Origin of the sequence: Rhodococcus sp. IEGM 1370 (assembly GCF_033142325.1) — a bacterium.
Taxonomy (GTDB): Bacteria; Actinomycetota; Actinomycetes; order Mycobacteriales; family Mycobacteriaceae; genus Rhodococcoides.
In genome coordinates this window covers 19,037-41,617 of record NZ_JAWLRY010000013.1, presented here as the reverse complement: position 1 = coordinate 41,617, position 22,581 = coordinate 19,037, and the positions used below count along the sequence as shown (strand labels likewise).

Sequence of the window (22,581 nt, the reverse complement as noted above, 5' to 3'; positions counted from 1 at the left end):
ACCGCACCGGAGGTGGGTACCGTCGTACCCGTGGTCTCCGTTCTCGCAGTTGCCGACGAAACGATCGAATCCCTGTGGAGTCCGCAGGTGAAGTCGCTCGGAGTCGACCTGATTCTCGGCGCGGGCGACCTCCCGTTCGATTACCTCGAGTACCTCACCGACGCGCTGAACGCACCGTGTGTGTTCGTGCCGGGCAATCACGACGCGGACCTCACCGGATACTCGGCCGGGCGCGCAGGGTGGATGCGTGCCGGGCTGCCCGCCACCTGGCCCGGACCGGTCGGTGCCGTCAACGTCGATCGTCGCATCGTGTCGGCGGCAGGCCTGCGGATCGCCGGTCTCGGCGGGTCCATCCGCTACAACGGTGGGCCCAATCAGTGGACCCAACGGCAGCAGCGACGTCGATCACGAACCCTGACCCGGACGTTCGCGTGGCATCGCAACGTGCGCAAGGACCTTCGGCCCGTCGACATTCTGCTCACCCACAGTCCTCCGCTCGGCGTCGGCGACGACACCGACCCGGCGCACATCGGTTTCGACTGTCTGGACGAGGTGACGCGTCGACTCTCCCCACAGTTGTTGTTGCACGGCCACATTCATCCGCACGGTCACACCCCGGACGATCTGACCCTGCACGGCGCGGCGGTGATCAACACCGTCGGATACACCCTCCTCGAGATCGAACCGGGCGGCGAGAGACCGGATTTCGAGACACCCAAGATCGTGAGGCGCAGACATGGCACGTGACACCGGATTTCCGGCCGCCGATGCGGAGAACGACTTCACCCGCCAACGCCGCCGCGCCGACGTCGCACGTCTGGTCGGGTGGCTGCGTCGTCAACCCGACGACGTCAACACCATCCTGCCGTTCGACGAGGTGGTCGCCGCCCTCGGCAAGGTGGGCGAGCGTCACCTCGGCCTGCAGGTCATCCGCGTCGAGACCATCGTCGGCAGTGTCGATCGCACGCGCGATTTCGATCGATTCTTTCGGCCGACGTCGGCGCGCATCCGCGAACGCTGGCAGCGACTCGCGGCTGCTCAGCGCCGCGGCGAGGCGATGCCGCCCATCCAGGTGTACCGCATCGGTGGCATGCACTTCGTCGTCGACGGGCACCATCGAGTCTCCATCGCCTTCGCGATGCACCGGACGTCGATCGACGCCGTGGTCACCGAGATCATCACGCGCATCTCCCCCGAAGGCATCACCCGACGTGGCGATCTGCTCATCAAGGATCACCGGCGCATCTTCCTCAGTCGTGTCCCGTTGGTGGGCAAGGCACGCGAGGCCGTTCAGGTGACCGATCCGTTCGATTACGCCCAGCTGAGCGAATCGGTGGAGGCATGGGGCTTCCGGTTGATGCAGGAGGTCGGTGAATTCGTCGACCGCGGTACCGTCGCACGGCGTTGGTTCGGTGAGGAATACCTCCCGGTGGTGCGCATGGTGCGCGCAGCAGAGATCCTCGAGGACCGCACCGACGCCGAGGCTTACCTCTGGATGAGCCGGGAGCGTTACCGCCTGGTGCGCGAACACGTGTGGAACGACGAGATCGTCAGCGAACTGCGACAGAAGGCGCTGGGCAAGCCCACTCGCCCGCAGTGACACGGTGCCGTCGTCGGGGCCCGCTTCCCTCGTTCGGCAATATCTGATAATCACTTAGATGCATTCAACAATTTATTTGCGTCGGTTCTAGTGCATTTTCGACAGGTAACGAGGTAGTTCTTCCATGTCCACCCGCCGCATACTGCTGCCCGGACTCTGTTTCATCGTCATGACTCTCGCCGTTCTGCAGACGATGGTCGTCCCCATCGTCGGAACCATCGGCACCCAACTCGGCGTCAGCACCACGGCCGCCGGTTGGGTACTGACGGGCAACCTCCTCGCAGCGGTCATTGCCACCCCCGTCATCGGACGACTCGCCGACCTGCACGGCAAGCGGCCGGTTCTCATCGGTGTACTCACCGTCGTCCTCGCCGGGTCCTTGCTCGCAGCCCTGACGCACTCGCTGCTCTGGTTGATCGTCGGTCGCGTCCTGCAGGGAGTGTCCTATGCCCTGTTCCCCATTGCGCTGGCCGTACTGCGCGACGAGATGCCCCCACGAAAGCTCGTCGGCTCGATGGCCGTCCTGTCCGGGACACTGGGCGTCGGCGGCGGCTTCGGACTGGTACTGACCGGGTTGCTCACCGCCAACGGAGCCGACTACCACCGCGTGTTCTGGCTCACTGTCGTGTTCGTCGTGCTGGCCCTCGCGATCGCCTGGTTCGGCGTGCCCGCGCGACCGAAGACCAGCGGTGGCACCGTCGACTGGTGGGGTGCCGCAGGACTCGCCGTGACCCTCCTGCTCCTGTTCCTCGCGTTGACACAAGGCCGCACCTGGGGCTGGGGTTCGGTGGCCACCATCGGCTGCGCCCTTGCCGGTGTACTGACGGGAACGCTCTGGTGGCTGCTCGAGAAGCGCACCGCCGAACCGTTGGTCGCGCCCCGAATGCTCACCCACGGTCCGCTGCTCGCCACCAACGTCGCCACCGTGTTCGTCGGTATCGGGATGTTCGTCAACTTCCTCGCCTGCTCGTACTTCGTACAGACACCACGAGCTGTGGCGGGCTACGGCTTCACCGCCAACGTTCTCGAGGCCAGCGTCGTGTACCTGCTACCCGGTGCGGCGGTCGGTGTGGTTGCCGCCGTCCTCAGCGGTCGTCTCATCCGGTCCTTCGGGCCGCGCCGAGTTCTGATCGCAGGTGCGGTGATCGGCCTGGTCGGCTTCGTGTTCGTCGCGCTGGCTCACGATCACACCTGGCAACTGATCACTGCCGGTGTGATCATCAACGTGTTCGTCAGTCTCGCGTTCGCTGCCCTGCCCAACCTGCTCATGGCCGAGGTCGATGCGGCGGACACCGGAGTGGCCAACAGCGTCAACTCGATCGTCAGAACCGTCGGCACGTCGATCGCAAGCGCAACACTGTCCACCGCACTGGCCATGTTCGCCATCGACGGGACCGGGGTCGCCCGTGAAATCGTCTACACCGCGGCCTTCGCCGCCGGTGCGGTGGCCTGTCTCGTCGTCGGACTGGCGGCCCTGGCCATCAAGAGCACTCCGACCACCGGCGAATCGGTGGTCGGCGGCCGCAGCGAACCGGCCGTTCCGGCTGGCAGTACTGCCAGGTCTGCGCCGACGACCTGACCACTGCCCGTGCCGCGACCAGGGAAGACGAACGAAATCACGCGCGACGCTCCTTGGCAGAAAGCTCGTAATATGCTGGGAGGTAGCAGTTTTCCCTGTCGCGGGCCCACCGTGTCGACCTAACGTCGGAGAAGTACGAACACCGACGAAAGGGAACACATGAACACCCGAAAGATCCTCACCCGCGCAGCAGTGACCGGGGCTCTGGTGGCCATTCCTCTGGTGGCGATGGCAGGCACCGCGTCGGCCGATCCACTGTGGACGGATCGGGGCGACAATCACACCCGATACGACGACAACCGAAACGACGGGCCGAACCAGTTCGAGCTCCCCGAGCTGTTCCCCCAGGCACCGGCACCGCAGCTGCAGAATCCGGCACCGAACGTGGTGCCGTACAACTTCTTCCAGGGCTACCAGCTGCCGAGCACCGGCTCTGCGTTCTGAGCCTGCGCAGTGGTGCGGTTATGTGCCCCAGCGGGTACTCAACCGCACCACTGCCGTAGGCACTTACAGCGTCAGGTTCGCCCCCGAGGCCTGGTCGAACACCGAGATCTTCGCCGGGTCGAACCACAGTTCCACCTGACCACCCTCGGCGGCCTTGGACTCGGCGGCGAGGCGGGCAACCACCTGTGCGCCACCGAGATCGGCGATACCAGCGTCGGCTGCGAGCTCCTGCAGCTCGCTGGATTCGACCCGGGCACCCTTGAGCGTGAAGTAGACGTACTTGTCGCTACCCATCGACTCGAGCACGTCGACGGTGGCGGTGAAGGTGGCACCGCTCATCTTCTGGTAGCCGTCGATCAGGGCTGCGTCCTCGAAGTGCTCGGGGCGGATGCCGACGACCACCTCGCGACCCGGGTTCTTGGCCTTGATCGCGTCCATCCGCTCGAGCGGGATGTCGATCTCACCGAGCGCGGTCGAGACACCGTTCGCGGTGAGCTGTCCGGGAACGAAGTTCATCGAGGGCGATCCGATGAAGCCGCCCACGAACAGGTTTCGCGGCTTGTCGTAGAGCTCCTGTGGAGAACCGATCTGCTGCACCAATCCGCCGCGCAGCACCACGACGCGATCGCCGAGGGTCATGGCCTCGGTCTGGTCGTGCGTGACGTACACGGTGGTGGTGCCGAGCCGCTTCTGCAGACGTGAGATCTCGGCGCGAGTCTGCACGCGCAGCTTCGCGTCGAGGTTGGACAGCGGCTCGTCCATCAGGAACGCACTGGGGGTACGAACGATGGCGCGGCCCATGGCAACTCGCTGACGCTGACCGCCGGAGAGGTTCGCCGGCTTGCGGTCGAGGTGCTGACTGAGGTCGAGGATCTTGGCTGCCTCTTCGACCTTGCTGTTGATCTCCGACTTCGAGAGCTTCGCGAGCGTGAGAGGGAAGGCGATGTTCTGCCGCACCGTCATGTGCGGATACAGCGCGTACGACTGGAACACCATCGCGATGTCGCGATCCTTCGGTGCCTTCTCGTTGACGCGCTCCCCCGCGATGCGCAGCTCGCCGGACGAGATGTCCTCCAGACCGGCGATCATGTTGAGCGTCGTGGATTTTCCGCAACCGGACGGGCCGACGAGGATGATGAATTCGCCGTCGGCGATGGTGATGTCGACGTCGCTGACGGCAGCCGCGCCGTCGGGGTAGAGCTTGGTGACTTTGTCGAGAACGATTTCGGCCATGACGGTTATCCCTTCACTGCGCCGGACGTCAAGCCCGCCACGATACGTCGTTGGAAGAAGAGCACGAAAATGATGATCGGGATCGTGATGACGACTGCTGCCGCCGCGATCGATCCCGTTGGCTCCTCGAACTGAGAGCTACCGGTGAACTGCGAGATGGCCGCCGGGACGGTGACCGAACGTTCCGTCGCCGTCAACGAGATGGCGAGCAGGAGGTCGTTCCAGGCGAAGATGAACACCAGAATGGCGGCGGTGACGATGCCGGGTGCGGCCAGCGGGGCGATGACCTTGCGGAACGCCTGTGCCGGCGTCGCGCCGTCCATCTTCGCTGCCTTCTCCAGCTCCCACGGAATCTCGCGGAAGAACGCCGACAGGGTGTAGATCGCCAACGGCAACGCGAAGGTGATGTACGGAATGATCAGCCCCGGCCAGGTGTCGAACAGTCCCAGCGAGCGGGAGATGTCGAACAGCGGTGTCACCAGGGAGATCTGGGGGAACATCGCAATGAGCAGCGCTGCACCGACCAGAGCCTTCTTTCCCGGAAAGTCCAGACGCGCAACGGCATACGCGGCCATCGTGCCGATCACCACGGCGATCACCGTGGTGATCAGTCCGATACCGATCGAGTTGACCAACGCCGAGGTGAACTGATTGGTCGAGAAGATGCCCTTGTAGTTGTCGAAAGTGATCGAACGAGGAATGAAGTTGCCGTCGGCGATGGTGGCCGTCGACTTGAACGAGAGGCTGATGATCCACAGCAGTGGAACGAGTGCGTAGAGCAGGACGAGGACGTTGACGACCGTCCAACCGACCTTCTTGCGAGGCGTAACAGTGGTCATTACTTGCGGCCTCCGTCGTCGGATCCCGGTGCCGATGCACCGAACAACTTGATGAACACGAACGCGATGATCGCGACGCAGAAGAAGATCAGAATGCTGATCGCCGATCCGAGCCCGAGGTTGAACGCACCGAACAGGTTGTTGTAACCGAGAATCGAGACCGATCCGGTTTCGTTGCTACCGCGGGTGAGGACGTAGATGTTGTCGAAGATGCGGAACGCGTCGAGGGTGCGGAAGAGCACCGCGACGAGAATCGCCGGCTTCATCAACGGAATCGTGATGCGCATCAGCCTGGTCCACGCACCCGCTCCGTCGACCTCGGCCGCCTTGAGCAGATCGTCGGGCACCAGCGCCAGGCCTGCCAGAAGAAGCAGCGCCATGAACGGCGTCGTCTTCCAGACCTCGGCCAGTACGACGATCGCCAGTGACGGGAACTGCTCGGTGAGCGGAGCACTACCGTCGGGCAGCAGATTGGCGAGATAGCCCGTGCCGGGGGTCCACGCGTAGTACCAGCTGTACGCGGCGGCGACGGTCACGATGCCGTACGGGATGAGCACCACGGTGCGTACGAGTCCGCGACCGAAGATGGTGCGGTGCATGACCAGAGCCACGGCCAGGCCGAGGATGAACTCGATGATCACCGAGATGATCGTGATGCCTGCCGTCACACTGAACGCCGTCCACCAGTAGCCGTCGGACAGCACGGTCACGTAGTTGGAGATACCGACGAATTCACGATCCTCGGGGAATGCGAGGTTGTACTTCTGCAGACTGAGCCAGAACGCGTAGATGATCGGATACCCGGTGACCGCGATCATCAGCAGGGCGGCGGGTGCAATGAGCATCAGCCCCAGGCGACGTTCGGCCTTCTTGCCGTCGGAGACGTTCTTCAGAGCCGCCTGCTTGTCGACAGGCTGCGATGCGGGCTGTGACTCGGTGGTGGCGCTCATGGAATCAACCCTTCGGAATTGACGGCCTTGGAGACCAGATCTGCGAGCTTGTCCACGTCGGCCACCGGATCGATGTTCTGCGGCGGATTGAGCGCATCGGTCAGCAGAATCGAAATGCTCTGGTAGGCAGGCGAAACGGGTCGCACAGCCGCAGATTCGATGGAACCGAGAACCCCTTCCCACGCGGGATAGACGGCCTGGAACTCGGGATCGGAGTACAGCGACTTCAGCACCGGCGGCACACCACCGTTGACGGCGTTGTTGCGCTGGTTCTCCTCGTTGGTGAGGCACTCGACGGCCTCCCACGCGAGATCCTCGTGCTGAGTGGTCTTCGCGACGCCGATGTTGAAGCCACCGATGGTGACCTTCGCGGGCTCGCCCGGGTTCACCTCCGGATACGGCGCGCTACGGAAGACCTCGGCGATGCGTGCGTCCTGCTGATCCTCGGGCACCGTCGACAGGTCGAGGAACGAGACGGCACCGGCAACGGCGTTCTCCTTCAACCCGGGCAGCACGAACGGGTAGTTGACCTGGAAGGCCATCCGTCCCGATTCCATGCCGAGGCGGGCAGTTGCCTCGTCGCTCTGCGAGACCGAGGGATCGCGGCCGTCGGCCGTGGCCACTCGCTTGATGATCTCGAGAGCTTTCTCGGTGGCGGCGCGATGCTCGGGAGTGTCGTTCAGCGTCACCGTCGTTCCGTCCTCGGCGACGACCGAACCACCAGCGCTCTCGAGCAGCGAGTTGAACCAGACCATGAAGCCCTCGTACTGCTTTGCCTGAACGCCGATCTGTGCGGGCTTGCCCGCCGCCGCATTGGCCTCGGCCACGTCGATCAGCTGATCCCACGTCTGCGGCGGCACTCCGTCGGGTACCTCGTCCGGGCGGTACCAGAGCAACTGGGTGTTGGAGTTGAGCGGCACCGCGTACAGCTGATCCTGCCACTCTGCCGTGGCGAGTGGGCCCTCGAGCGTGGCACCGTCGCGCAGCTTCTCGGACAGGTCCTCCGGGACGGGCAATGCCCATCCGGCCTCGGCGAACTCGGCCGTCCAGACGACGTCGAGTGTCATCAGATCCAGCGTCCTGTCGTTGCCGGCGAGGCGCCGCGCGAGCTGGAGCCGCTGATCGTTGGCGCTCTTGGGCAGAGTCCGTTGCTCCACTCGGTAGCGGCCGTTGGAGGCGTCGGAACACACCTGTGCCGCAGCGGCGTACTGCTCTGCGCCGTCTGCGGCAGTGTAGAAACTCAGAACCGGAACCGAACTGTCGGACGAACCACACGCTGCGAGCAACGGACTCGTGACCAGAGCCGCTGCCGCCAACACCCCTATCCTCGTTGCTTTTCCACGCCTACGACCACGATGTCTCGGCACTTTCCGCCTCCGTACGTTCAGTTACTCGCGCAGCACATTGTGTGGGACTGCCGTGCACGAAAGAAACGTAACCGAACTCACTGGCATAGAGGGCGATTTGGGGCTATTCCGTTACCTGTCGGTTGCCTGGTCGTCCACCAGGTGTGATCAGATCGACAGTTTGGCGAGCAGGTCGCGTGCTTTCTCCGCGGTTCGCGGCTCGCAGATGACGTCGTATCGGCCCGCGACCAACTGCATGCTCGACGCGAAATCTCGCTGTCCCTTGGTGGCCGCGTACGGAATGGACGCCGAGATCAGGCCGAAGATGATGCCGCCGCCGACGCCGATGAGCAGCGCTCCGAAGATGTTCTCACTGAAGATGCCGAGGACCAGGCCGAGGAAGACTCCCAGCCAGGCACCCGAAACAATGCCTCCACCAATGACTTTGGGCCAGGTGAGGCGGCCGAGCACGCGTTCGACCTGCATCAGGTCGACACCGACGATCGTCACGTCCTGCACCGAGAACTCTTCGTCGGAGAGGTAGTCGACGGCGCGCTGCGCCTCGGCGTAGGTGGGGTAGGAACCGATAGGCCAGCCGGAGGGCGGAGTCGGCAGGCCCTGCCCTGGGCGACCGGGCTGCGAGAGGGGATTGGTCATGGCTCCATTGTGCCCCGAAACGGACAACCGGCACACCCGTTGTAGCGGTTCACAGCAGGTTGACGGTCGGTCAGGACGTGGGCGGCACGAAGGCGGTCGTACGCGTCATTCCTGCCGCGCGACCCTTCGCCGAGACGACGAGCGCCATCTTGCGGCTCGCCTCGTCGATCATCTCGTCGCCCAGCATCACTGCGCCGCGGCCGCCGCCCGCCGCGGAGGTGTGGAACTCGTACGCGTCGAGAATCATCTCGGCCTTGTCGTAGTCGGCCTGACGCGGCGCGAAGATCTCGTTGGCGGCCTCGATCTGCGTCGGGTGCAGCACCCACTTGCCGTCGAAACCGAGGCCTGCCGTCCGGCCCGCCGCACGGCGAAAGGCGTCGAGATCGCGAATCTGCAGATACGGACCGTCGATCGCCTGCAAACCGTGTGTTCGGGCGGCGAGCAGGATGGTCATCAGAATGTGGTGGTAGGCGTCGCCCGTGTCGTAACCGACCGGCTGCTCGCCGACGACCAGGGTGCGCATGTTGACGCTGGCCATCAGGTCTGCGGGACCGAACACCAGGGTTTGCACCCGCGGGCTCGCGGTCGCGATCTCGTCGATGTTGCGCAGACTGCGGGCGCTCTCGATCTGCGGCTCGATTCCGATGGCTCCGACGTCGAGTCCGTGCTCTTTCTCGAGCTGGGTGAGCAGCAGATCCAACGCCTGCACGTGCGCGGCGCACTCCACCTTCGGCAGCAGGATGGCGTCGAGATTGCGTCCGGCACCGGACACGACGTCGATGACGTCCCCGTACGTCCACTGCGTCGTCCAGTCGTTGACGCGTACCACCTTGATCTGATCGCCCCAGCCATCGGAGTTCAGAGCATCGACGATGCGTGCGCGGGCCTCGACTTTCGCGATGGGCGCGACGGCGTCTTCGAGATCGAGGAAGATCGCGTCGGCAGGCAGTCCCTTGGCCTTGGCGATCATCTTGTCCGAACTGCCCGGAACGGCCAGTACCGATCTCCGTAGGCCCGACGCATTCACCGCAGCACAACCCCTGTCTGATTCATCGTCTGTATCGCCCAACCTCTAACCTTGCCATCATGGCAGCACTGAGCAAGGTATTCGCGGCCAGGCTCGCCGGCCTGGGTGTCCTGGGCCCCGACGGCGAATCCATCGGCCGAGTTCGCGACGTGGTCATCTCGATGCGGGTCGGCAGAGCGCAACCCAGAGTCCTCGGCCTCGTGGTCGAATTGGCAACGCGCCGAAGAATTTTCGTACCGATGCTCAGAGTCACCAGTATCGAGCCCAACTCGGTTCAACTCACGACCGGCAACGTCAGTCTGCGGCGATTCACCCAGCGCGCGAACGAGATCCTGGTGTTCGCCCAGATCCTCGACTCCAAGGTGCGCGTCGACGACCCCGAGCTCGACGAGCTGCACGACGCCGATTCCATCGTCGTCGATCTGGGTATCGAGCTCACCCGAACGCGGGACTGGGTCGTCGCGCGAGTAGCGGTACGCAAGCAACGTCAGCGCCTGGCGCGCCGCGGTGCCATCCATGTCGTGGACTGGCTGCACGTGCAGGGACTCACGCAGAACGAACTGTCGATGCCCGATCAGGGTGTGGCACAGCTGCTCATGCAGTTCGAGGACCTGCGAGCGGCCGACGTCGCCAACGCGATGCGTGAGCTCCCCGTCAAGCGGCGCATGGAGGTGGCGCGGGCCCTCGACGACGAGCGGCTCGCCGACGTCGTCCAGGAACTGCCCGACGACGATCAGGTGGAGCTGATGCACTACCTCGGCGTCGACCGCGGTGCCGACGTGCTCGAGGCCATGGACCCCGACGACGCCGCCGACCTCCTCGGAGAGCTGCCCGAGACCGAAGCGGAATCGCTTCTGCGACTGATGGATCCGGAGGACTCCGCACCCGTCCGACGGCTGCTCGAGCACTCCCCCGACACCGCCGGAGGTCTGATGACCCCCGAACCCGTCGTACTCACCGCGTCGACGACGGTGGCCGAAGCGCTCGCCCGGGTACGCAACCCCGACCTGACGCCCGCGCTCGCCTCACTGGTGTTCGTGGTGCGGCCGCCCACCGCCACTCCCACCGGGCCGTACCTGGGCTGCGTACATCTGCAGCAGTTACTTCGAGAACCCCCGGCGAGTCTGGTCGGCGGCGTGGTGGACAGCGCGCTGCCGCGCTTGTCGCCCGAGGACAGCCTCACCGCCGTCACGCGATACTTCGCGACGTACAACCTCGTCTGCGGCCCGGTGGTCGACGACGAGGACCACCTGGTCGGGGCCGTGACCGTGGACGACGTCCTCGATCACCTGCTGCCCGAGGACTGGCGAGATCAGGAAGTGGCGGGACAGTGAAAGAAACAGCACGCCAGAGAATGGACACTCCGCGCGGATCGCGGATGTTCAACGTCAACGTCGATTTCGACCTCGGCAGGTCGGGCGAGAAGGCCGCGAGGTTCCTCGGTACCGGCCGCTACCTGGCGATCCAGACGGGCATCGTGATCGTCTGGATCTTCCTCAACGTCGTGGCGGTCAATCTCAGGTGGGACCCGTATCCCTTCATTCTTCTCAACCTCGCGTTCTCGACCCAGGCCGCGTACGCGGCTCCGCTGATTCTGCTGGCCCAGAATCGGCAGGACGACCGAGACCGCGTCTCGCTCGAGGAGGACCGTTCTCGCGCACAACAGACGAAGGCCGACACCGAGTTCCTCGCTCGCGAGTTGGCATCGCTGCGGATCGCGGTCGGCGAGGTCGCCACCCGCGACTACCTGCGCCGCGAACTCGACGAGATCAAGGCGCTCCTCGAGCAGGCGACGGGCCAGCCCACAGCGACTCCGAAGAAAGCACGGAAGAAGGCCGCCGCCAGGGTGCAGGACGACGCGAGCACCCCGGAGGTCCCGGACCTCGATACGTAGCGGCCCGCTCTGTAACGGCCCGATAACGGAACAGTCTCGAATCAGGTACCCTCGATCCCGGTCATCGGTCGGGCCCCGGTTGTCATCCGGGGAAATCAGGAGGTACAGCACGCGTGGGTCGTCACAGAAAAGCATCGACTTCCAAGGTCCGACGGAATTCGGTGATTGCTCTGGCAGGTCTCGTCCCCGCAGGACTCGTCACCGCCGCCACCAGCGCCGGAGCCACGGAATACATTCCGTTCGTCTCGGCCAAGACCACCCCGGCCGCCCAGGAATCGAACTCCGTGGTGGAGACTCCGCAGCCGATTGCCCAGGACCAGCAGGCGCAGCCGGTGGCTCAGGCCGAGCAGCCGGTGCCCGCCGCGGTCCCCGCACCCGCGCCGGTTCCCGAGATCCCGCCCACACCCGAGCTACCCACCAACCTCGCCGTCAGCCCCATCGCCATCCCGGTCGTCAACGTCTCGGCGTACAAGAACGCCGAGCGGATCCTGGCCCAGCAGCAACCCGGTTGCGGTATCAGCTGGACCGTCATCGCCGGCATCGGCCGCGTCGAATCCACCCACGCCAACAACGGCAAGGTCGACGACTCGGGCGAGCTGCACGAACCCATCCTCGGCCCCCGGCTGAACGGAACCCTCGCCGGCAACCAGGTGATTCGTGACACCGACGGCGGGGCGCTCGACGGCGATGCCGAATACGACCGCGCAGTGGGACCCATGCAGTTCCTGCCCTCGACGTGGAACCTCTATCACGCCGACGGCAACGGCGACGGTGTCTCCGACCCACAGAACCTGTTCGACGCAGCCCTGGCCACCGGTATGTACCTGTGCGACAACGGCACCGACATGCGCGATCTGGGATCGACCACCAAAGCGATCCTGCGCTACAACAATTCGATGGCCTACGTAGCGAACGTGCTCGCGTGGTCGGCGGGTTACGCCACCGGCATCGTCCCGTCCTCGGACCAGCTGCCCCGCATTCACTGACATTGCGTCCGCGCCTGCCCTGCTGTCCATCGGCGCACAACCCACCGCCTAGCATGAGGCAATGGCTGTACTGACCGAATCCGACGTTCGGACCGCGCTCACGAAGGTGATCGACCCCGAGATCCGCAAACCCATCACCGACCTCGGGATGGTCAAGAGCATCGACATCTCCGACGACGGCGCGGTCGGCGTCGGCATCTATCTGACCACCTCCGGCTGCCCGATGAAGACCGAAATCAGCGATCGCGTGAAGAACGCCGTCGCCGACGTCGCCGGCGTGGGCACCGTGACGGTCGAACTCGACGTCATGAACGACGAGCAGCGCACCGAACTACGCAAGTCTCTGCGCGGCGATTCCGCGGAGCCGATCATTCCCTTCGCGCAACCCGGATCCCTGACCCGCGTGTACGCGGTGGCGTCGGGCAAGGGCGGCGTGGGCAAGTCCAGCGTGACGGTCAATCTCGCCGCATCACTGACCGCCCGTGGGCTCTCGGTCGGCGTGCTCGACGCCGACATCTACGGTCACTCCGTGCCCCGGATGCTCGGAAACGACGCGCGGCCGACGCAGGTCGAGAAGATGATCATGCCGCCGCAGGCGCACGGAGTGAAGTTCATCTCGATCGCGCAGTTCACTCAGGGCAACACCCCCGTCGTCTGGCGCGGGCCGATGCTGCACCGCGCACTGCAGCAGTTCCTCGCCGATGTCTTCTGGGGCGATCTGGACGTACTGCTGCTCGACCTCCCGCCCGGCACCGGTGACGTGGCGATCTCTGTCGCCCAACTCATTCCGAGTGCCGAGATCCTCGTCGTGACGACCCCGCAGCAGGCCGCGGCCGAGGTGGCCGAACGAGCGGGCGCAATTGCATTGCAGACGCGTCAGCGCGTGGCAGGCGTCGTGGAGAACATGTCGTGGCTCGAGCTGCCCGACGGTACCCGGATGGACATCTTCGGATCCGGTGGCGGACAGGACGTATCCGACAGACTGACCAAAGCCGTCGGTGCCAGCGTTCCGCTACTGGGCCAGATTCCCCTCGACACCGCCGTCCGGGAGGGCGGAGACGCCGGAACGCCGATCGTGCTGAGCAACCCGGAATCGCCTGCGGCCCAGGCACTCGAAGCCGTGGCAGCGAAATTGGCAGTCCGAGAACGCGGACTGGTCGGCATGTCACTCGGAATCGACTCGGCCCGCAAGCTCTAGCGGACCGAACCTGCTCTCCCCGCCGCGTCTGGTTCCCCGCCGCGTCAATGGACCCTTGCACGGCCGGGACGCCTGTAATGGAACATTGACGCAGCAGCGGGTTCTGCGTGAATGAACCATTGCCGCGCTCAGACGTGTGCAGTGGTCCATTGACGCAGACGGGTGAGACGGTACGACGAAGGATTCAGGCTTACGTGGCGTCGGCGTCGATCGGCGGGGTATCGCCTGCAGACAGTTTCGGCTCGTTCTTGCTCATCGACACCCCACTGCGAGCGGATCCGGTCTGTGGAGTCGGTCCGCCGACGTTCTTCGGCTTGGTCTCGAAGGGCTTGCCCTTGAAGGTGTCGTCGAGTGGGTTCTTGAAGACCGAGTCGTCACCGTCGAGCAGGTGTTTGGTGATCACCGCGCGCGGGGTCATGCCCCGGAGCTGGTTGAGATCGGCGAGCGGCTTGCGAAGGTCCTCGAAGTCGGTGCCGAGCTCGTCCTTGAGCTGCTGGCTCGCGCCGTTGGCGTAGTCCTTGACCTGCCGGATCGACTTGGACACCCAGCTGATGGCGCCGGGGAGGCGATCGGGGCCGAGGATCACGAGAGCTGCTACGAGGAGAATGACGAGCTCTCCCCAACCGATGTTGCCGAACACGCCTGCCAGCCTACGTCGTCAGTCCGAAACCGGCGTGACGGAGAGGTCCACCAGCCGTCCCGACCGGACGAGTTGCACCGGAACCGACTCCCCGATCGTCGTGGCCTGCACGGCGACGACCAGTTCGTCGGCGTTACCCACGGTGCGGTCGCCGACCTTCGTGATGACATCTCCCTCGACGATGCCCGCTTCCTGAGCAGGCCCGCCCGAGCGCACGTTGGCCACTTCCGCCCCGGCGGAGGTGTCGTTGATGACCGATCGGGCGTTGACGCCGAAGTCGGGATGACGCATGACGCCGTCCCGGATGAGACTCTGCGTCACCTCGGTGACCTCGTCGACGGGAATCGCGAAGCCGAGGCCGACCGATCCGCCGCTCTCGCTGCGGATGGCCGAGTTGATGCCGATCACGCGGCCCTCGAAGTCGATGAGCGGACCGCCGGAGTTGCCGGGGTTGATGGCGGCGTCGGTCTGCACGGCATCGATGACGGCGTTGGTATCGGTGCCTTCACCCGACAGCGCCACGGGCCGATCGAGCGCGCTGACGATGCCGGAGGTGACGGTCTTGTTCAATCCCAGCGGCGAGCCGACCGCGATCACGTCCTGCCCGACGCGAACGTCGTCGGAACGACCGAGTTCGGCGACGGTGAGGTTGCCGACGTCGGTCTTGAGGACGGCGAGGTCGGTCTTGGTGTCGCGGCCGACGATGTCGGCGGGCACCTTGGTGCCGTCGGAGAAGGTCACTTCGAGTGTCGAGTTCTCCGGGTCGGATGCCGCCAGGGAGATCACGTGGTTGTTCGTCACGATGTAGCCGGCACCGTCGATGACGACGCCGGAGCCGGTGCCGCCGGTCTCGCCGAGCGTCACCTGGATCGAGACGACGGACGGCAGGACGGCGTCGGCGACGTTGCTGATCTGGCCGCGCGGGATGTCGTCTCCGCTGGACTGGGTCAGCGTCACTTTCTTGCTGGTCAACGCGCCCGTCACCTCGGCGGTGAGGCGACCGAACAGCCCGCCTACCAATCCGATGACGAGTGCGAGAACACCGAGTACGACGAGAGCCCGGACGGACACCGACCGACCGAACAACACGTCTCGCACACCGAGTTTGGTGCCCGGTGGAAGAACGGGAGGGGGCGGGGAATCGAGCGCCGCGCTGCCGAGGGAGACCCGAGAGGTGGGGTCGCGCCACGGATCGGCCGGAGCCGACGGGGCGGTGTCGCTCTCGTCCTCGGCGTTCGGGTCTCGTTGCAGTGATTCATGGGAATCGTTCGGGCGACCGAACGCCTCGGCGAGGACAGGATCGGGTGGGCGCACCGATACGCGCGAGGGAAGTTCGTCGCCGGGCCTACGAGGAGAGAACGAACCGTCCACGTCGTCGGGACGTCCGAACACCGAGGCCGACACCGGATCGACGGAGGGCCGATAGAGCGGACGCGGTGGCAACCGAGGACCTTCCGGACCGGTCCCTGCGGCCTCGGAATCTGCCGGATCGGTGCCCGCGGTCTCGGTGCTGGTCGAATTCGATGTCACGCGTCCGGTTACCCCTCGCATACGTCGGTGTGAGAGTTCAGTATCACTCGAGCGGTCGGCGCGGCTCGATGCAGGTGAGAAGAGTCGGGCACCGTCAGCGTCGTCGACGGCGGACGTCGGCTACGGCGGACATGAAGGTTCGCTTGGTGTGGGACGGTCGATCCTCGCCCGCGCAGGACGGTATCTGGCTGAGCAGACCGAGCAGAGAATGCGGCATCGACATCTCCCCTGCTCCGCGCAGAGCCTTGCGCGCCTGCTGCTGGGCCTCGACCTCGGCGGCGCACTCGGGGCATTCGGACAGATGGTCGGCTGCACGGAGATAAGCGGGCATTCGCAACTCGCCGTCGACGTACGCCGCGACGGCCTCACTGGCCAGATGTTCGGTGGAGCTGAATTGCTTCGGCTTGCGCGCCTGCGTCATCCAACCCTCCTCGTAGCTAGTGGACACTTGCGTGACCGGAGTCGACCTTCCCGTGCACTCGAAGGTACTCGCGTAGCGCTTGGCGTCCACGGTGAATGCGACTGCGAACCGTTCCTAGCTTGACGCCCAGTGTCGCACCGATCTCTTCGTAGGACAGTCCTTCGATGTCGCACAGCACGATTGCGGCGCGGAACTCGGGTGCCAGCGAGTCGAGCGCGGACTGCAGATCGGGATCGAGGCGGGCATCGTGGTAGATCTGCTCGGGGTTGGGTCGGTCGGAGGGAACGCGGTCGTAATCCTCGGGAAGCGCTTCCATACGGATGCGGCTGCGACGACGAACCATGTCCAGGAACAGGTTGGTGGTGATGCGGTGCAGCCACCCCTCGAAGGTGCCCGGCTGGTAGTTCGACAGGGAGCGGAACACTCGAATGAAGGTGTCCTGCGTCAGGTCCTCGGCGTCCTGAGCGTTGCCGGACAGACGGTAGGCCAGTCGGTAGACGCGGTCGCCGTGTTCACGAACCAGTTCGTCCCAGGACGGCATGGTGGAGTCCTCGCCGGTCGCATCGAACACTGCGGTGCCGCTGAGGTCGTCGGGCGCGGGTACGGACTCGGGTAGACGCGCGGTGTCGCGATCGCCGTTGATCTTGTAAATAGTTGGATCCTCCTGCTCAGGACTGCGTACGTCCTTCTGATTCAACCGACGACTACCCTCGGATGTTCCAGCTCACACTTCGCAATCGAGATGGACCTTCGATTCCTCCATAGCCTGACGGACCCGCGTGTGGGTCCGGTATGAATCAGCTGAGGCGCACCTGAGAATGTGTGCGTGAGAATGTGCCCTGGGCACGATAGCCTCGGGGCGTGCCGACCAACGCCGAGAAGATGCTCGCCTACGCCGAAGACTCCGCTCAGGAGGACGAGGTTCTGATCGCAGCCAGAGAGCGAGCCGTCGACTTGGGTGCCGCCCCGGTGCCGCCGTCGGTCGGAGCGATTCTGTCCATCTTCACCCAGATGCTCGGCGCGAAGACCGTCGTCGAAATCGGAACCGGCGCAGGCATCAGCGGACTGTGGCTGCTCGACGGGATGCGCGCGGACGGCGTTCTCACCACGATCGACACCGAACCGGAGCACCAGCGCGCGGCCCGAGAAGCGTTCCGCGCGGGGGGAATCGCACCCTCACGCACCCGGCTGATCAACGGTTGGGCGCTGGACGTGCTCCCCCGGTTGGCCGACGACACCTACGATCTGGTGTTCATCGATGCCAGTCCGGCCGACCATCCGCACTTCGTTGCCGAGAGCGTCCGGCTTCTGCGCCCCGGTGGAGTTCTGGTGCTGCACAACGCGTTACTGGGTGGGCGAGTGGCCGACCCGACTCAGCGCGACGCAACCGCAGTGGCCGTCCGATCCGCCGCCAGGGCCATCGCCGAGGACGACCGTCTGACGACGGTGCTGCTGCCCCTGGGCGACGGGCTGATCTGCGCGTCGAGGGCGTGAGTGCGCTCCGCGCAGTGGTGCGATCAGGTGCCCTCTGCGGCACACAGGAGCGGAGCCTGCGGAGCGACCAGAGATCGGAGCCGCACCACTGCCGCAGGCTTTAGATCCAGACGCCCTTGCCGACGGAGACGACTCCCCCGGCACTGACGTTGAAGCGTTCGCGATCACGTTCGTGGTCGACGCCGATGATCTCGCCGTCGCCCACCACGACGTTCTTGTCCAGGATCGCGTGCCGCACGACGGCACCCTTACCGATCTTGACGCCGGGCATCAGGACGCTGCCCTCGACCGTCGCGCCGCTGTCGATCATGACGTTGGAGCTGAGCACCGAGTTGCGGACCGTGGCCGCGGACAGGATGCACCCGGCACCGACGACCGACTCCTGAGCCAAACCGCCCTGGACGAACTTGGCGGGCGGCAGGTTCTCGGCCGATCCGCGGATGGGCCAGCGGCGGTTGTACAGATTGAAGATGGGATGCACCGACACGAGGTCCATGTGGGCGTCGTAGAAGGCGTCGATGGTGCCCACGTCTCGCCAGTAGCCGCGATCGCGTTCGGTGGCACCGGGAACGACGTTGTCGTTGAAGTCGTACACCGAGGCGACGCCCGCTTCGACGAGTGCCGGAATGATGTCGCCGCCCATGTCGTGGTCGGAGTCGACGTTCTCGGAGTCGGCCTTGATGGCGTCCACGAGCACCTTGGTGGTGAAGACGTAGTTGCCCATCGAGGCGTAGGTGACGTCGGGGTCGTCGGGGGTGCCGGGCGGCTGCGCCGGCTTCTCCAGGAACTGGGTGATCTTGCCGTTCTCGTCGGAGTCGATGCACCCGAAGGCGAATGCCTCGCTGCGCGGAACCCGGATGCCGGCAACGGTGACGCCTGCACCGGAGTCGATGTGCTGCTGCACCATCTGCTCCGGGTCCATCCGATAAATGTGGTCGGCACCGAACACCATGATGTATTCGGGGTCCTCGTCGTAGACCAGGTTCAGTGACTGGAAGATGGCGTCGGCGCTGCCGGTGTACCACCGGGGCCCGAGACGCTGCTGAGCCGGAACCGGAGTGATGTACTCCCCGGCGAATCCGGACAGCCGCCACGTCTGCGAGATGTGGCGGTCCAGTGAATGGGACTTGTACTGGGTGAGCACGCAGAGCCGGAGGTAACCGGCGTTGACGAGATTGCTCAGCACGAAGTCGATGAGTCGGTAGGCGCCCCCGAAGGGAACTGCCGGCTTGGCTCGGTCCGCGGTCATCGGGTAAAGACGCTTACCCTCGCCGCCGGCAAGCACGATCCCTAGTACGTGCGGTTGTGTCCTCACCCACTCAACCTATCCGCACCGAGAGAACCTTGCGAGCAGTACACGCACAACTGCTGGGGAATGTAGGTTCGTTCACGTGCGCGTAGCAATGATGACCAAGGAATATCCCCCGGAGATCTACGGTGGCGCAGGAGTTCATGTCACCGAGCTATCCGCTCAGCTGAAGTCGCTGTGCGACGTGGACATCCACTGTATGGGCGCGCCCCGCGACACTGCGCAGGTGCACGACCCGGATCCCGCGCTCGCCGGAGCCAACGCTGCGTTGACGACGTTGTCGGCCGAGCTGCGGATGGCGAACGCCGCCGCAGGCGCGGACGTAGTGCATTCGCACACCTGGTACACCGGCCTCGCCGGTCATCTGGCAGCAGAGTTGTACGACGTACCCCACATCCTCACCGCGCACTCCCTCGAGCCGCGCCGGCCGTGGAAGGCCGAGCAACTCGGCGGCGGCTACCGCATCTCGTCGTGGTCGGAGCGCAATGCCGTGGAGTACGCCGACGCGGTCATCGCCGTCAGCGAGGGCATGGCAAAAGATGTGCTCGACGCCTATCCGCGCCTCGATCCGAGCCGGGTTCATGTGGTGCGCAACGGGATCGACACCCAGCGGTGGTTCGCCGACCACGGCACCTCGACCCTGGACGAGATCGGCGTCGATCGAAGCAAGCCGATCGTCGCGTTCGTCGGACGCATCACCCGGCAGAAGGGCGTCGGGCACCTCATCGCAGCAGCCCACCACTTCGACCCGTCGATCCAGCTCGTCCTGTGTGCAGGCGCGCCCGATACACCGGAGATCGCCGCGGAGACCGAGCGCGCGGTGGCGTTGCTCGCCGAGCAGCGCAGCGGCGTGTTCTGGGTCAAGGACATGCTGCCCACCGACAAGATTCGCGAGATTCTCACGGCAGCAGCAGTGTTCGTCTGCCCCTCGGTGTACGAGCCACTCGGCATCGTCAACCTCGAGGCGATGGCGTGCGAAACTGCTGTGGTGGCTTCGGATGTCGGCGGCATTCCCGAGGTCGTCGACGAGGGCCGCACCGGACGCCTGGTGCACTACAACTCCTACGAACCCGACGCTTTCGAGCGAACCCTCGCCGACACCGTCAACGAGGTCGCCCTCGACCCCACGCTCGCAACGGCGATGGGCAAGGCGGGCCGCGAGCGCGCTGTCGCCGAGTTCTCCTGGGCCTCTATCGCGAAGCAGACTATCGCCGTCTACAACGACGCGCTGGCGCGGCGCCGCTGATCGGGACGACTCAGCGATTCGCCCTGCGATAGGTCGACACCGTCACCGACGCGGTGACCTCGGTGACATCCGGTAGCTCCTCCAGGGCAGCGGACCGAGCGTCGGGGTCACCGTGTCGCGACGACGGACCCATGCCGATCAGCGCATCGATGTCGTTGTGCGAGAGCATCATCGAATAGTCGAGCGCAGACTCCGCCACCGGCTCGAACAGGCCGGACAACGATTCGCCGAGCCGGCGGGTCTTGTCCTCGGCGACGCCGATGAGTCCCAGTGGCCCCCGCAGTTCACGCTGATGTCGCATCGTGGGCGTGACGACGACCAACACTCCGTCGTCGACGAGGACTCGGTTCAGCTCACCAGCGTTGCGTGGGGCGAACACGCACGTCACCGCGGACAGGGCACCCGACCGCACCGGAAGTCCACTCCAGATGTCCGCGACCACGGACCCCAGCCTGGGGTGGGATCGTGCGGCGCGCCTGGCCGCGAACTTCGACACGTCGACGCCTATCCCCCGGGCGTCGGGGCGGGCGTCCAGAACAGCCGCGAGGTAGTGACCGGTCCCGACTCCGACGTCGAGCACCACCTCGCTGTCCACCGGGACACCCGCCGAGACCGCTTCGGCGATCGGATCGAAATGCCCCTTCTCCAGGAACACGTCGCGTGCCGCGATCATCTCGGCCGAATCGCCGGCGAACTTGCCGCCGTCACCGGTGAGCAGACTGACGTAACCCTGCCGGGCCACGTCGAACGAATGCCCTCGATCGCACCACAAAGTCCGATCCGTGTCACCTACACCGAGACCGGAGTCGACCTCGCGCACTCGGCACTGCGGACACAACAGCACGTCCACGACGTCGGTCAGCATCGAGCACCTCTTTCACACCAGCGCGCACACCCTTGGAAACAACACAAAGCCCCGCTTGCCGGTACGGCCAGCGGGGCTGAGCGATGATCGATCGACAGGGCGGTCAGCCGGTGACACCCTTCAGTTCGTCACCGAGTGCCGCGGCCTCGTCGGGGGTCAATTCGACGACCAGGCGGCCGCCCCCCTCGAGCGGGACACGCATGACGATTCCTCGTCCCTCTTTGGTTGCTTCGAGGGGACCGTCCCCGGTCCGGGGCTTCATCGCCGCCATCCTCTGCTCCCTCCAGATCTGCGCCCACCAACTCGGCGCCTCGGCCTAAAAGATAAATTCGTCGCGGGGCGACGGGTGTTGACTCCTATTCTTCCCTATCGACCTCGATACCGGGAAACGGAGTCGGTATTCGTGACCTGCACCCAGCACTCCGACAGGTGATCGTCGACCATTCCGGTGGCCTGCATCAGGGCGTAGGCGGTTGTCGGACCGACGAACCGCAGACCACGCCGCTTGAGCTCCTTGGCCATGGCTGTGGACTCTTCGGTCGAGGCGGGCACCTCGGAGAACTCGGTCAGGCGCGCCGGCCTGGGTTCCGGTGCGAAGGACCACAGCAGGGTGTCGAGGTCGGTGTCGTGGAGATCGACGACGGCGCGCGCGTTGTTCACCGCTGCCTCGATCTTGAGCCGATTGCGCACGATGGACGCGTCGTTCATCAACCGATCGACATCGGCCTCGTCGAAGCGGGCCACCGGCTCCGGATCGAAACCGGCGAATGCGGTGCGGAAACTCTCGCGCTTGCGCAGGATCGTGATCCACGCCAGACCCGATTGGAACGCTTCGAGACACAGTCGCTCGTAGAGCTCGTTGCGTCCGTGGAGCGGCTGACCCCACTCGGTATCGTGGTAATCCCGATACACAGAGTTGTCGGTGGCACCCCACGGACAGCGGAGCTTGCCGTCCGGTCCGGCGACAGCACTCATTGCCCGTCCGGCTCGGATGCGGCCGACTGTGGGGTACCCGAGGACTGCGCGGCCGACAATCGCGAACGAAGCATGTCGATCTCGCCGCCGAGTCTCTCCAGTGCCCAGTCGACTTCACTGGGCTTGTAACCCCGCAGGCTCTGCTGGAACTTCAGCGCGTGCACGTCGGCACCGGTCACGCCCTCCGCGGGCAGAACGGTCGCGGTGGTTCCCTCGGGCAACGGGCCCAGTTCCTCACCGCGACCGAACACCGCCGACGCCACGAAGAACAATGCAGCAGCGACGACGGCAATGACGACGACGTAGATCAGCAGCGTCAACATGCCTCGATCTTGTCACGACCGCCCG

25 protein-coding genes are annotated in these 22,581 nt (G+C 65.2%); 10 read left to right on the top strand and 15 right to left on the bottom strand.

Annotated features, from left to right (window positions below):
• Positions 1-30: 30 nt before the first annotated feature.
• The 4 genes from R4P47_RS16475 to R4P47_RS16460 all read left to right on the top strand — a co-directional run bounded on the left by R4P47_RS16475 (position 31) and on the right by R4P47_RS16460 (position 3,623).
• Positions 31-747: a metallophosphoesterase gene (locus R4P47_RS16475; protein WP_149407938.1), complete on the top strand. Its 717-nt coding sequence runs from the start codon at positions 31-33 to the stop codon at positions 745-747.
• Positions 737-1,600, top strand: a complete 864-nt coding sequence (locus R4P47_RS16470; RefSeq protein WP_094641301.1) for a chromosome partitioning protein ParB — start codon at positions 737-739, stop codon at positions 1,598-1,600. The genes R4P47_RS16475 and R4P47_RS16470 overlap by 11 nt, the downstream gene beginning before the upstream one ends.
• Positions 1,601-1,724: 124 nt before the next feature.
• Positions 1,725-3,179 (top strand): MFS transporter, encoded by a 1,455-nt coding sequence (locus tag R4P47_RS16465; RefSeq protein WP_317785208.1) that lies wholly within the window; start codon positions 1,725-1,727, stop codon positions 3,177-3,179.
• A gap of 159 nt (positions 3,180-3,338) precedes the next feature.
• Positions 3,339-3,623 (top strand): hypothetical protein, encoded by a 285-nt coding sequence (locus tag R4P47_RS16460; protein WP_149407936.1) that lies wholly within the window; start codon positions 3,339-3,341, stop codon positions 3,621-3,623.
• Between the two features lie 63 nt (positions 3,624-3,686).
• Here the strand turns inward: R4P47_RS16460 and R4P47_RS16455 are convergent, their stop codons facing one another.
• The 6 genes from R4P47_RS16455 to R4P47_RS16430 form a co-directional block, all read right to left on the bottom strand.
• Positions 3,687-4,856: an ABC transporter ATP-binding protein gene (locus R4P47_RS16455; RefSeq protein WP_094641297.1), complete on the bottom strand. Its 1,170-nt coding sequence runs from the start codon at positions 4,854-4,856 to the stop codon at positions 3,687-3,689.
• Positions 4,857-4,861: 5 nt separating this feature from the next.
• Positions 4,862-5,695, bottom strand: coding sequence for a carbohydrate ABC transporter permease (locus R4P47_RS16450; protein WP_032375916.1), 834 nt, complete (start codon positions 5,693-5,695; stop codon positions 4,862-4,864).
• Positions 5,695-6,645: a carbohydrate ABC transporter permease gene (locus R4P47_RS16445; RefSeq protein WP_094670643.1), complete on the bottom strand. Its 951-nt coding sequence runs from the start codon at positions 6,643-6,645 to the stop codon at positions 5,695-5,697. Before R4P47_RS16445 ends, R4P47_RS16450 begins: the two co-directional genes overlap by 1 nt.
• Positions 6,642-7,964 (bottom strand): ABC transporter substrate-binding protein, encoded by a 1,323-nt coding sequence (locus tag R4P47_RS16440; RefSeq protein ID WP_094688034.1) that lies wholly within the window; start codon positions 7,962-7,964, stop codon positions 6,642-6,644. Before R4P47_RS16440 ends, R4P47_RS16445 begins: the two co-directional genes overlap by 4 nt.
• A gap of 195 nt (positions 7,965-8,159) precedes the next feature.
• Positions 8,160-8,648, bottom strand: coding sequence for a general stress protein (locus R4P47_RS16435; protein ID WP_057475533.1), 489 nt, complete (start codon positions 8,646-8,648; stop codon positions 8,160-8,162).
• A 70-nt stretch (positions 8,649-8,718) separates the two neighbouring features.
• The gene (locus tag R4P47_RS16430; protein WP_300518839.1) at positions 8,719-9,675 is read right to left on the bottom strand and encodes an HpcH/HpaI aldolase/citrate lyase family protein; all 957 of its coding nucleotides are present in this window, start codon (positions 9,673-9,675) and stop codon (positions 8,719-8,721) included.
• 59 nt (positions 9,676-9,734) lie between these two features.
• Between R4P47_RS16430 and R4P47_RS16425 the strand changes: the two genes are divergently transcribed.
• The 4 genes from R4P47_RS16425 to R4P47_RS16410 all read left to right on the top strand — a co-directional run bounded on the left by R4P47_RS16425 (position 9,735) and on the right by R4P47_RS16410 (position 13,753).
• Positions 9,735-11,009, top strand: a complete 1,275-nt coding sequence (locus tag R4P47_RS16425) for a magnesium transporter MgtE N-terminal domain-containing protein (protein ID WP_068053108.1) — start codon at positions 9,735-9,737, stop codon at positions 11,007-11,009.
• A 20-nt stretch (positions 11,010-11,029) separates the two neighbouring features.
• On the top strand, positions 11,030-11,569 hold the full coding sequence (locus R4P47_RS16420) for a DUF1003 domain-containing protein (RefSeq protein WP_300518879.1): 540 nt from the start codon (positions 11,030-11,032) through the stop codon (positions 11,567-11,569).
• A gap of 113 nt (positions 11,570-11,682) precedes the next feature.
• Positions 11,683-12,555, top strand: a complete 873-nt coding sequence (locus tag R4P47_RS16415; protein WP_188078850.1) for a lytic transglycosylase domain-containing protein — start codon at positions 11,683-11,685, stop codon at positions 12,553-12,555.
• A 61-nt stretch (positions 12,556-12,616) separates the two neighbouring features.
• Positions 12,617-13,753 (top strand): Mrp/NBP35 family ATP-binding protein, encoded by a 1,137-nt coding sequence (locus R4P47_RS16410; RefSeq protein WP_068053099.1) that lies wholly within the window; start codon positions 12,617-12,619, stop codon positions 13,751-13,753.
• A 190-nt stretch (positions 13,754-13,943) separates the two neighbouring features.
• On the opposite strand, the gene tatB is transcribed toward R4P47_RS16410, so the two are convergent.
• The 4 genes from tatB to sigE form a co-directional block, all read right to left on the bottom strand.
• On the bottom strand, positions 13,944-14,393 hold the full coding sequence (gene tatB / locus R4P47_RS16405) for a Sec-independent protein translocase protein TatB (protein WP_300518834.1): 450 nt from the start codon (positions 14,391-14,393) through the stop codon (positions 13,944-13,946).
• Positions 14,394-14,411: 18 nt separating this feature from the next.
• Positions 14,412-15,944 carry a S1C family serine protease gene (locus R4P47_RS16400; RefSeq protein ID WP_411567344.1) on the bottom strand — a complete coding sequence of 511 codons (1,533 nt, stop codon included), beginning with the start codon at positions 15,942-15,944 and terminating at the stop codon, positions 14,412-14,414.
• 73 nt (positions 15,945-16,017) lie between these two features.
• A complete protein-coding gene (locus R4P47_RS16395; RefSeq protein WP_068053118.1) occupies positions 16,018-16,344 on the bottom strand; it encodes an anti-sigma factor family protein in 327 nt (108 codons plus the stop codon).
• 16 nt (positions 16,345-16,360) lie between these two features.
• Positions 16,361-16,987: an RNA polymerase sigma factor SigE gene (sigE, locus tag R4P47_RS16390; RefSeq protein ID WP_052047749.1), complete on the bottom strand. Its 627-nt coding sequence runs from the start codon at positions 16,985-16,987 to the stop codon at positions 16,361-16,363.
• A 239-nt stretch (positions 16,988-17,226) separates the two neighbouring features.
• Between sigE and R4P47_RS16385 the strand changes: the two genes are divergently transcribed.
• On the top strand, positions 17,227-17,838 hold the full coding sequence (locus R4P47_RS16385) for an O-methyltransferase (protein ID WP_068053115.1): 612 nt from the start codon (positions 17,227-17,229) through the stop codon (positions 17,836-17,838).
• Positions 17,839-17,938: 100 nt separating this feature from the next.
• Here the strand turns inward: R4P47_RS16385 and glgC are convergent, their stop codons facing one another.
• Positions 17,939-19,153 carry a glucose-1-phosphate adenylyltransferase gene (gene glgC / locus R4P47_RS16380; protein WP_037191552.1) on the bottom strand — a complete coding sequence of 405 codons (1,215 nt, stop codon included), beginning with the start codon at positions 19,151-19,153 and terminating at the stop codon, positions 17,939-17,941.
• Between the two features lie 76 nt (positions 19,154-19,229).
• Between glgC and glgA the strand changes: the two genes are divergently transcribed.
• Entirely contained in the window at positions 19,230-20,393 is a 1,164-nt protein-coding gene (glgA, locus tag R4P47_RS16375; RefSeq protein WP_317785206.1) for a glycogen synthase, read from the top strand.
• Positions 20,394-20,403: 10 nt separating this feature from the next.
• Here glgA and R4P47_RS16370 read toward each other — a convergent pair whose 3' ends face one another.
• The 4 genes from R4P47_RS16370 to R4P47_RS16355 form a co-directional block, all read right to left on the bottom strand.
• On the bottom strand, positions 20,404-21,258 hold the full coding sequence (locus R4P47_RS16370) for a methyltransferase domain-containing protein (RefSeq protein WP_317785205.1): 855 nt from the start codon (positions 21,256-21,258) through the stop codon (positions 20,404-20,406).
• 103 nt (positions 21,259-21,361) lie between these two features.
• Positions 21,362-21,529: a DUF3117 domain-containing protein gene (locus R4P47_RS16365; protein ID WP_008714277.1), complete on the bottom strand. Its 168-nt coding sequence runs from the start codon at positions 21,527-21,529 to the stop codon at positions 21,362-21,364.
• Positions 21,530-21,624: 95 nt separating this feature from the next.
• Complete coding sequence (locus R4P47_RS16360; RefSeq protein ID WP_317785204.1) at positions 21,625-22,233, bottom strand: DNA-3-methyladenine glycosylase I; 609 nt, start codon at positions 22,231-22,233, stop codon at positions 21,625-21,627.
• Positions 22,230-22,556, bottom strand: coding sequence for a DivIVA domain-containing protein (locus tag R4P47_RS16355; RefSeq protein ID WP_317785203.1), 327 nt, complete (start codon positions 22,554-22,556; stop codon positions 22,230-22,232). Before R4P47_RS16355 ends, R4P47_RS16360 begins: the two co-directional genes overlap by 4 nt.
• Between the last annotated feature and the right edge of the window lie 25 nt (positions 22,557-22,581).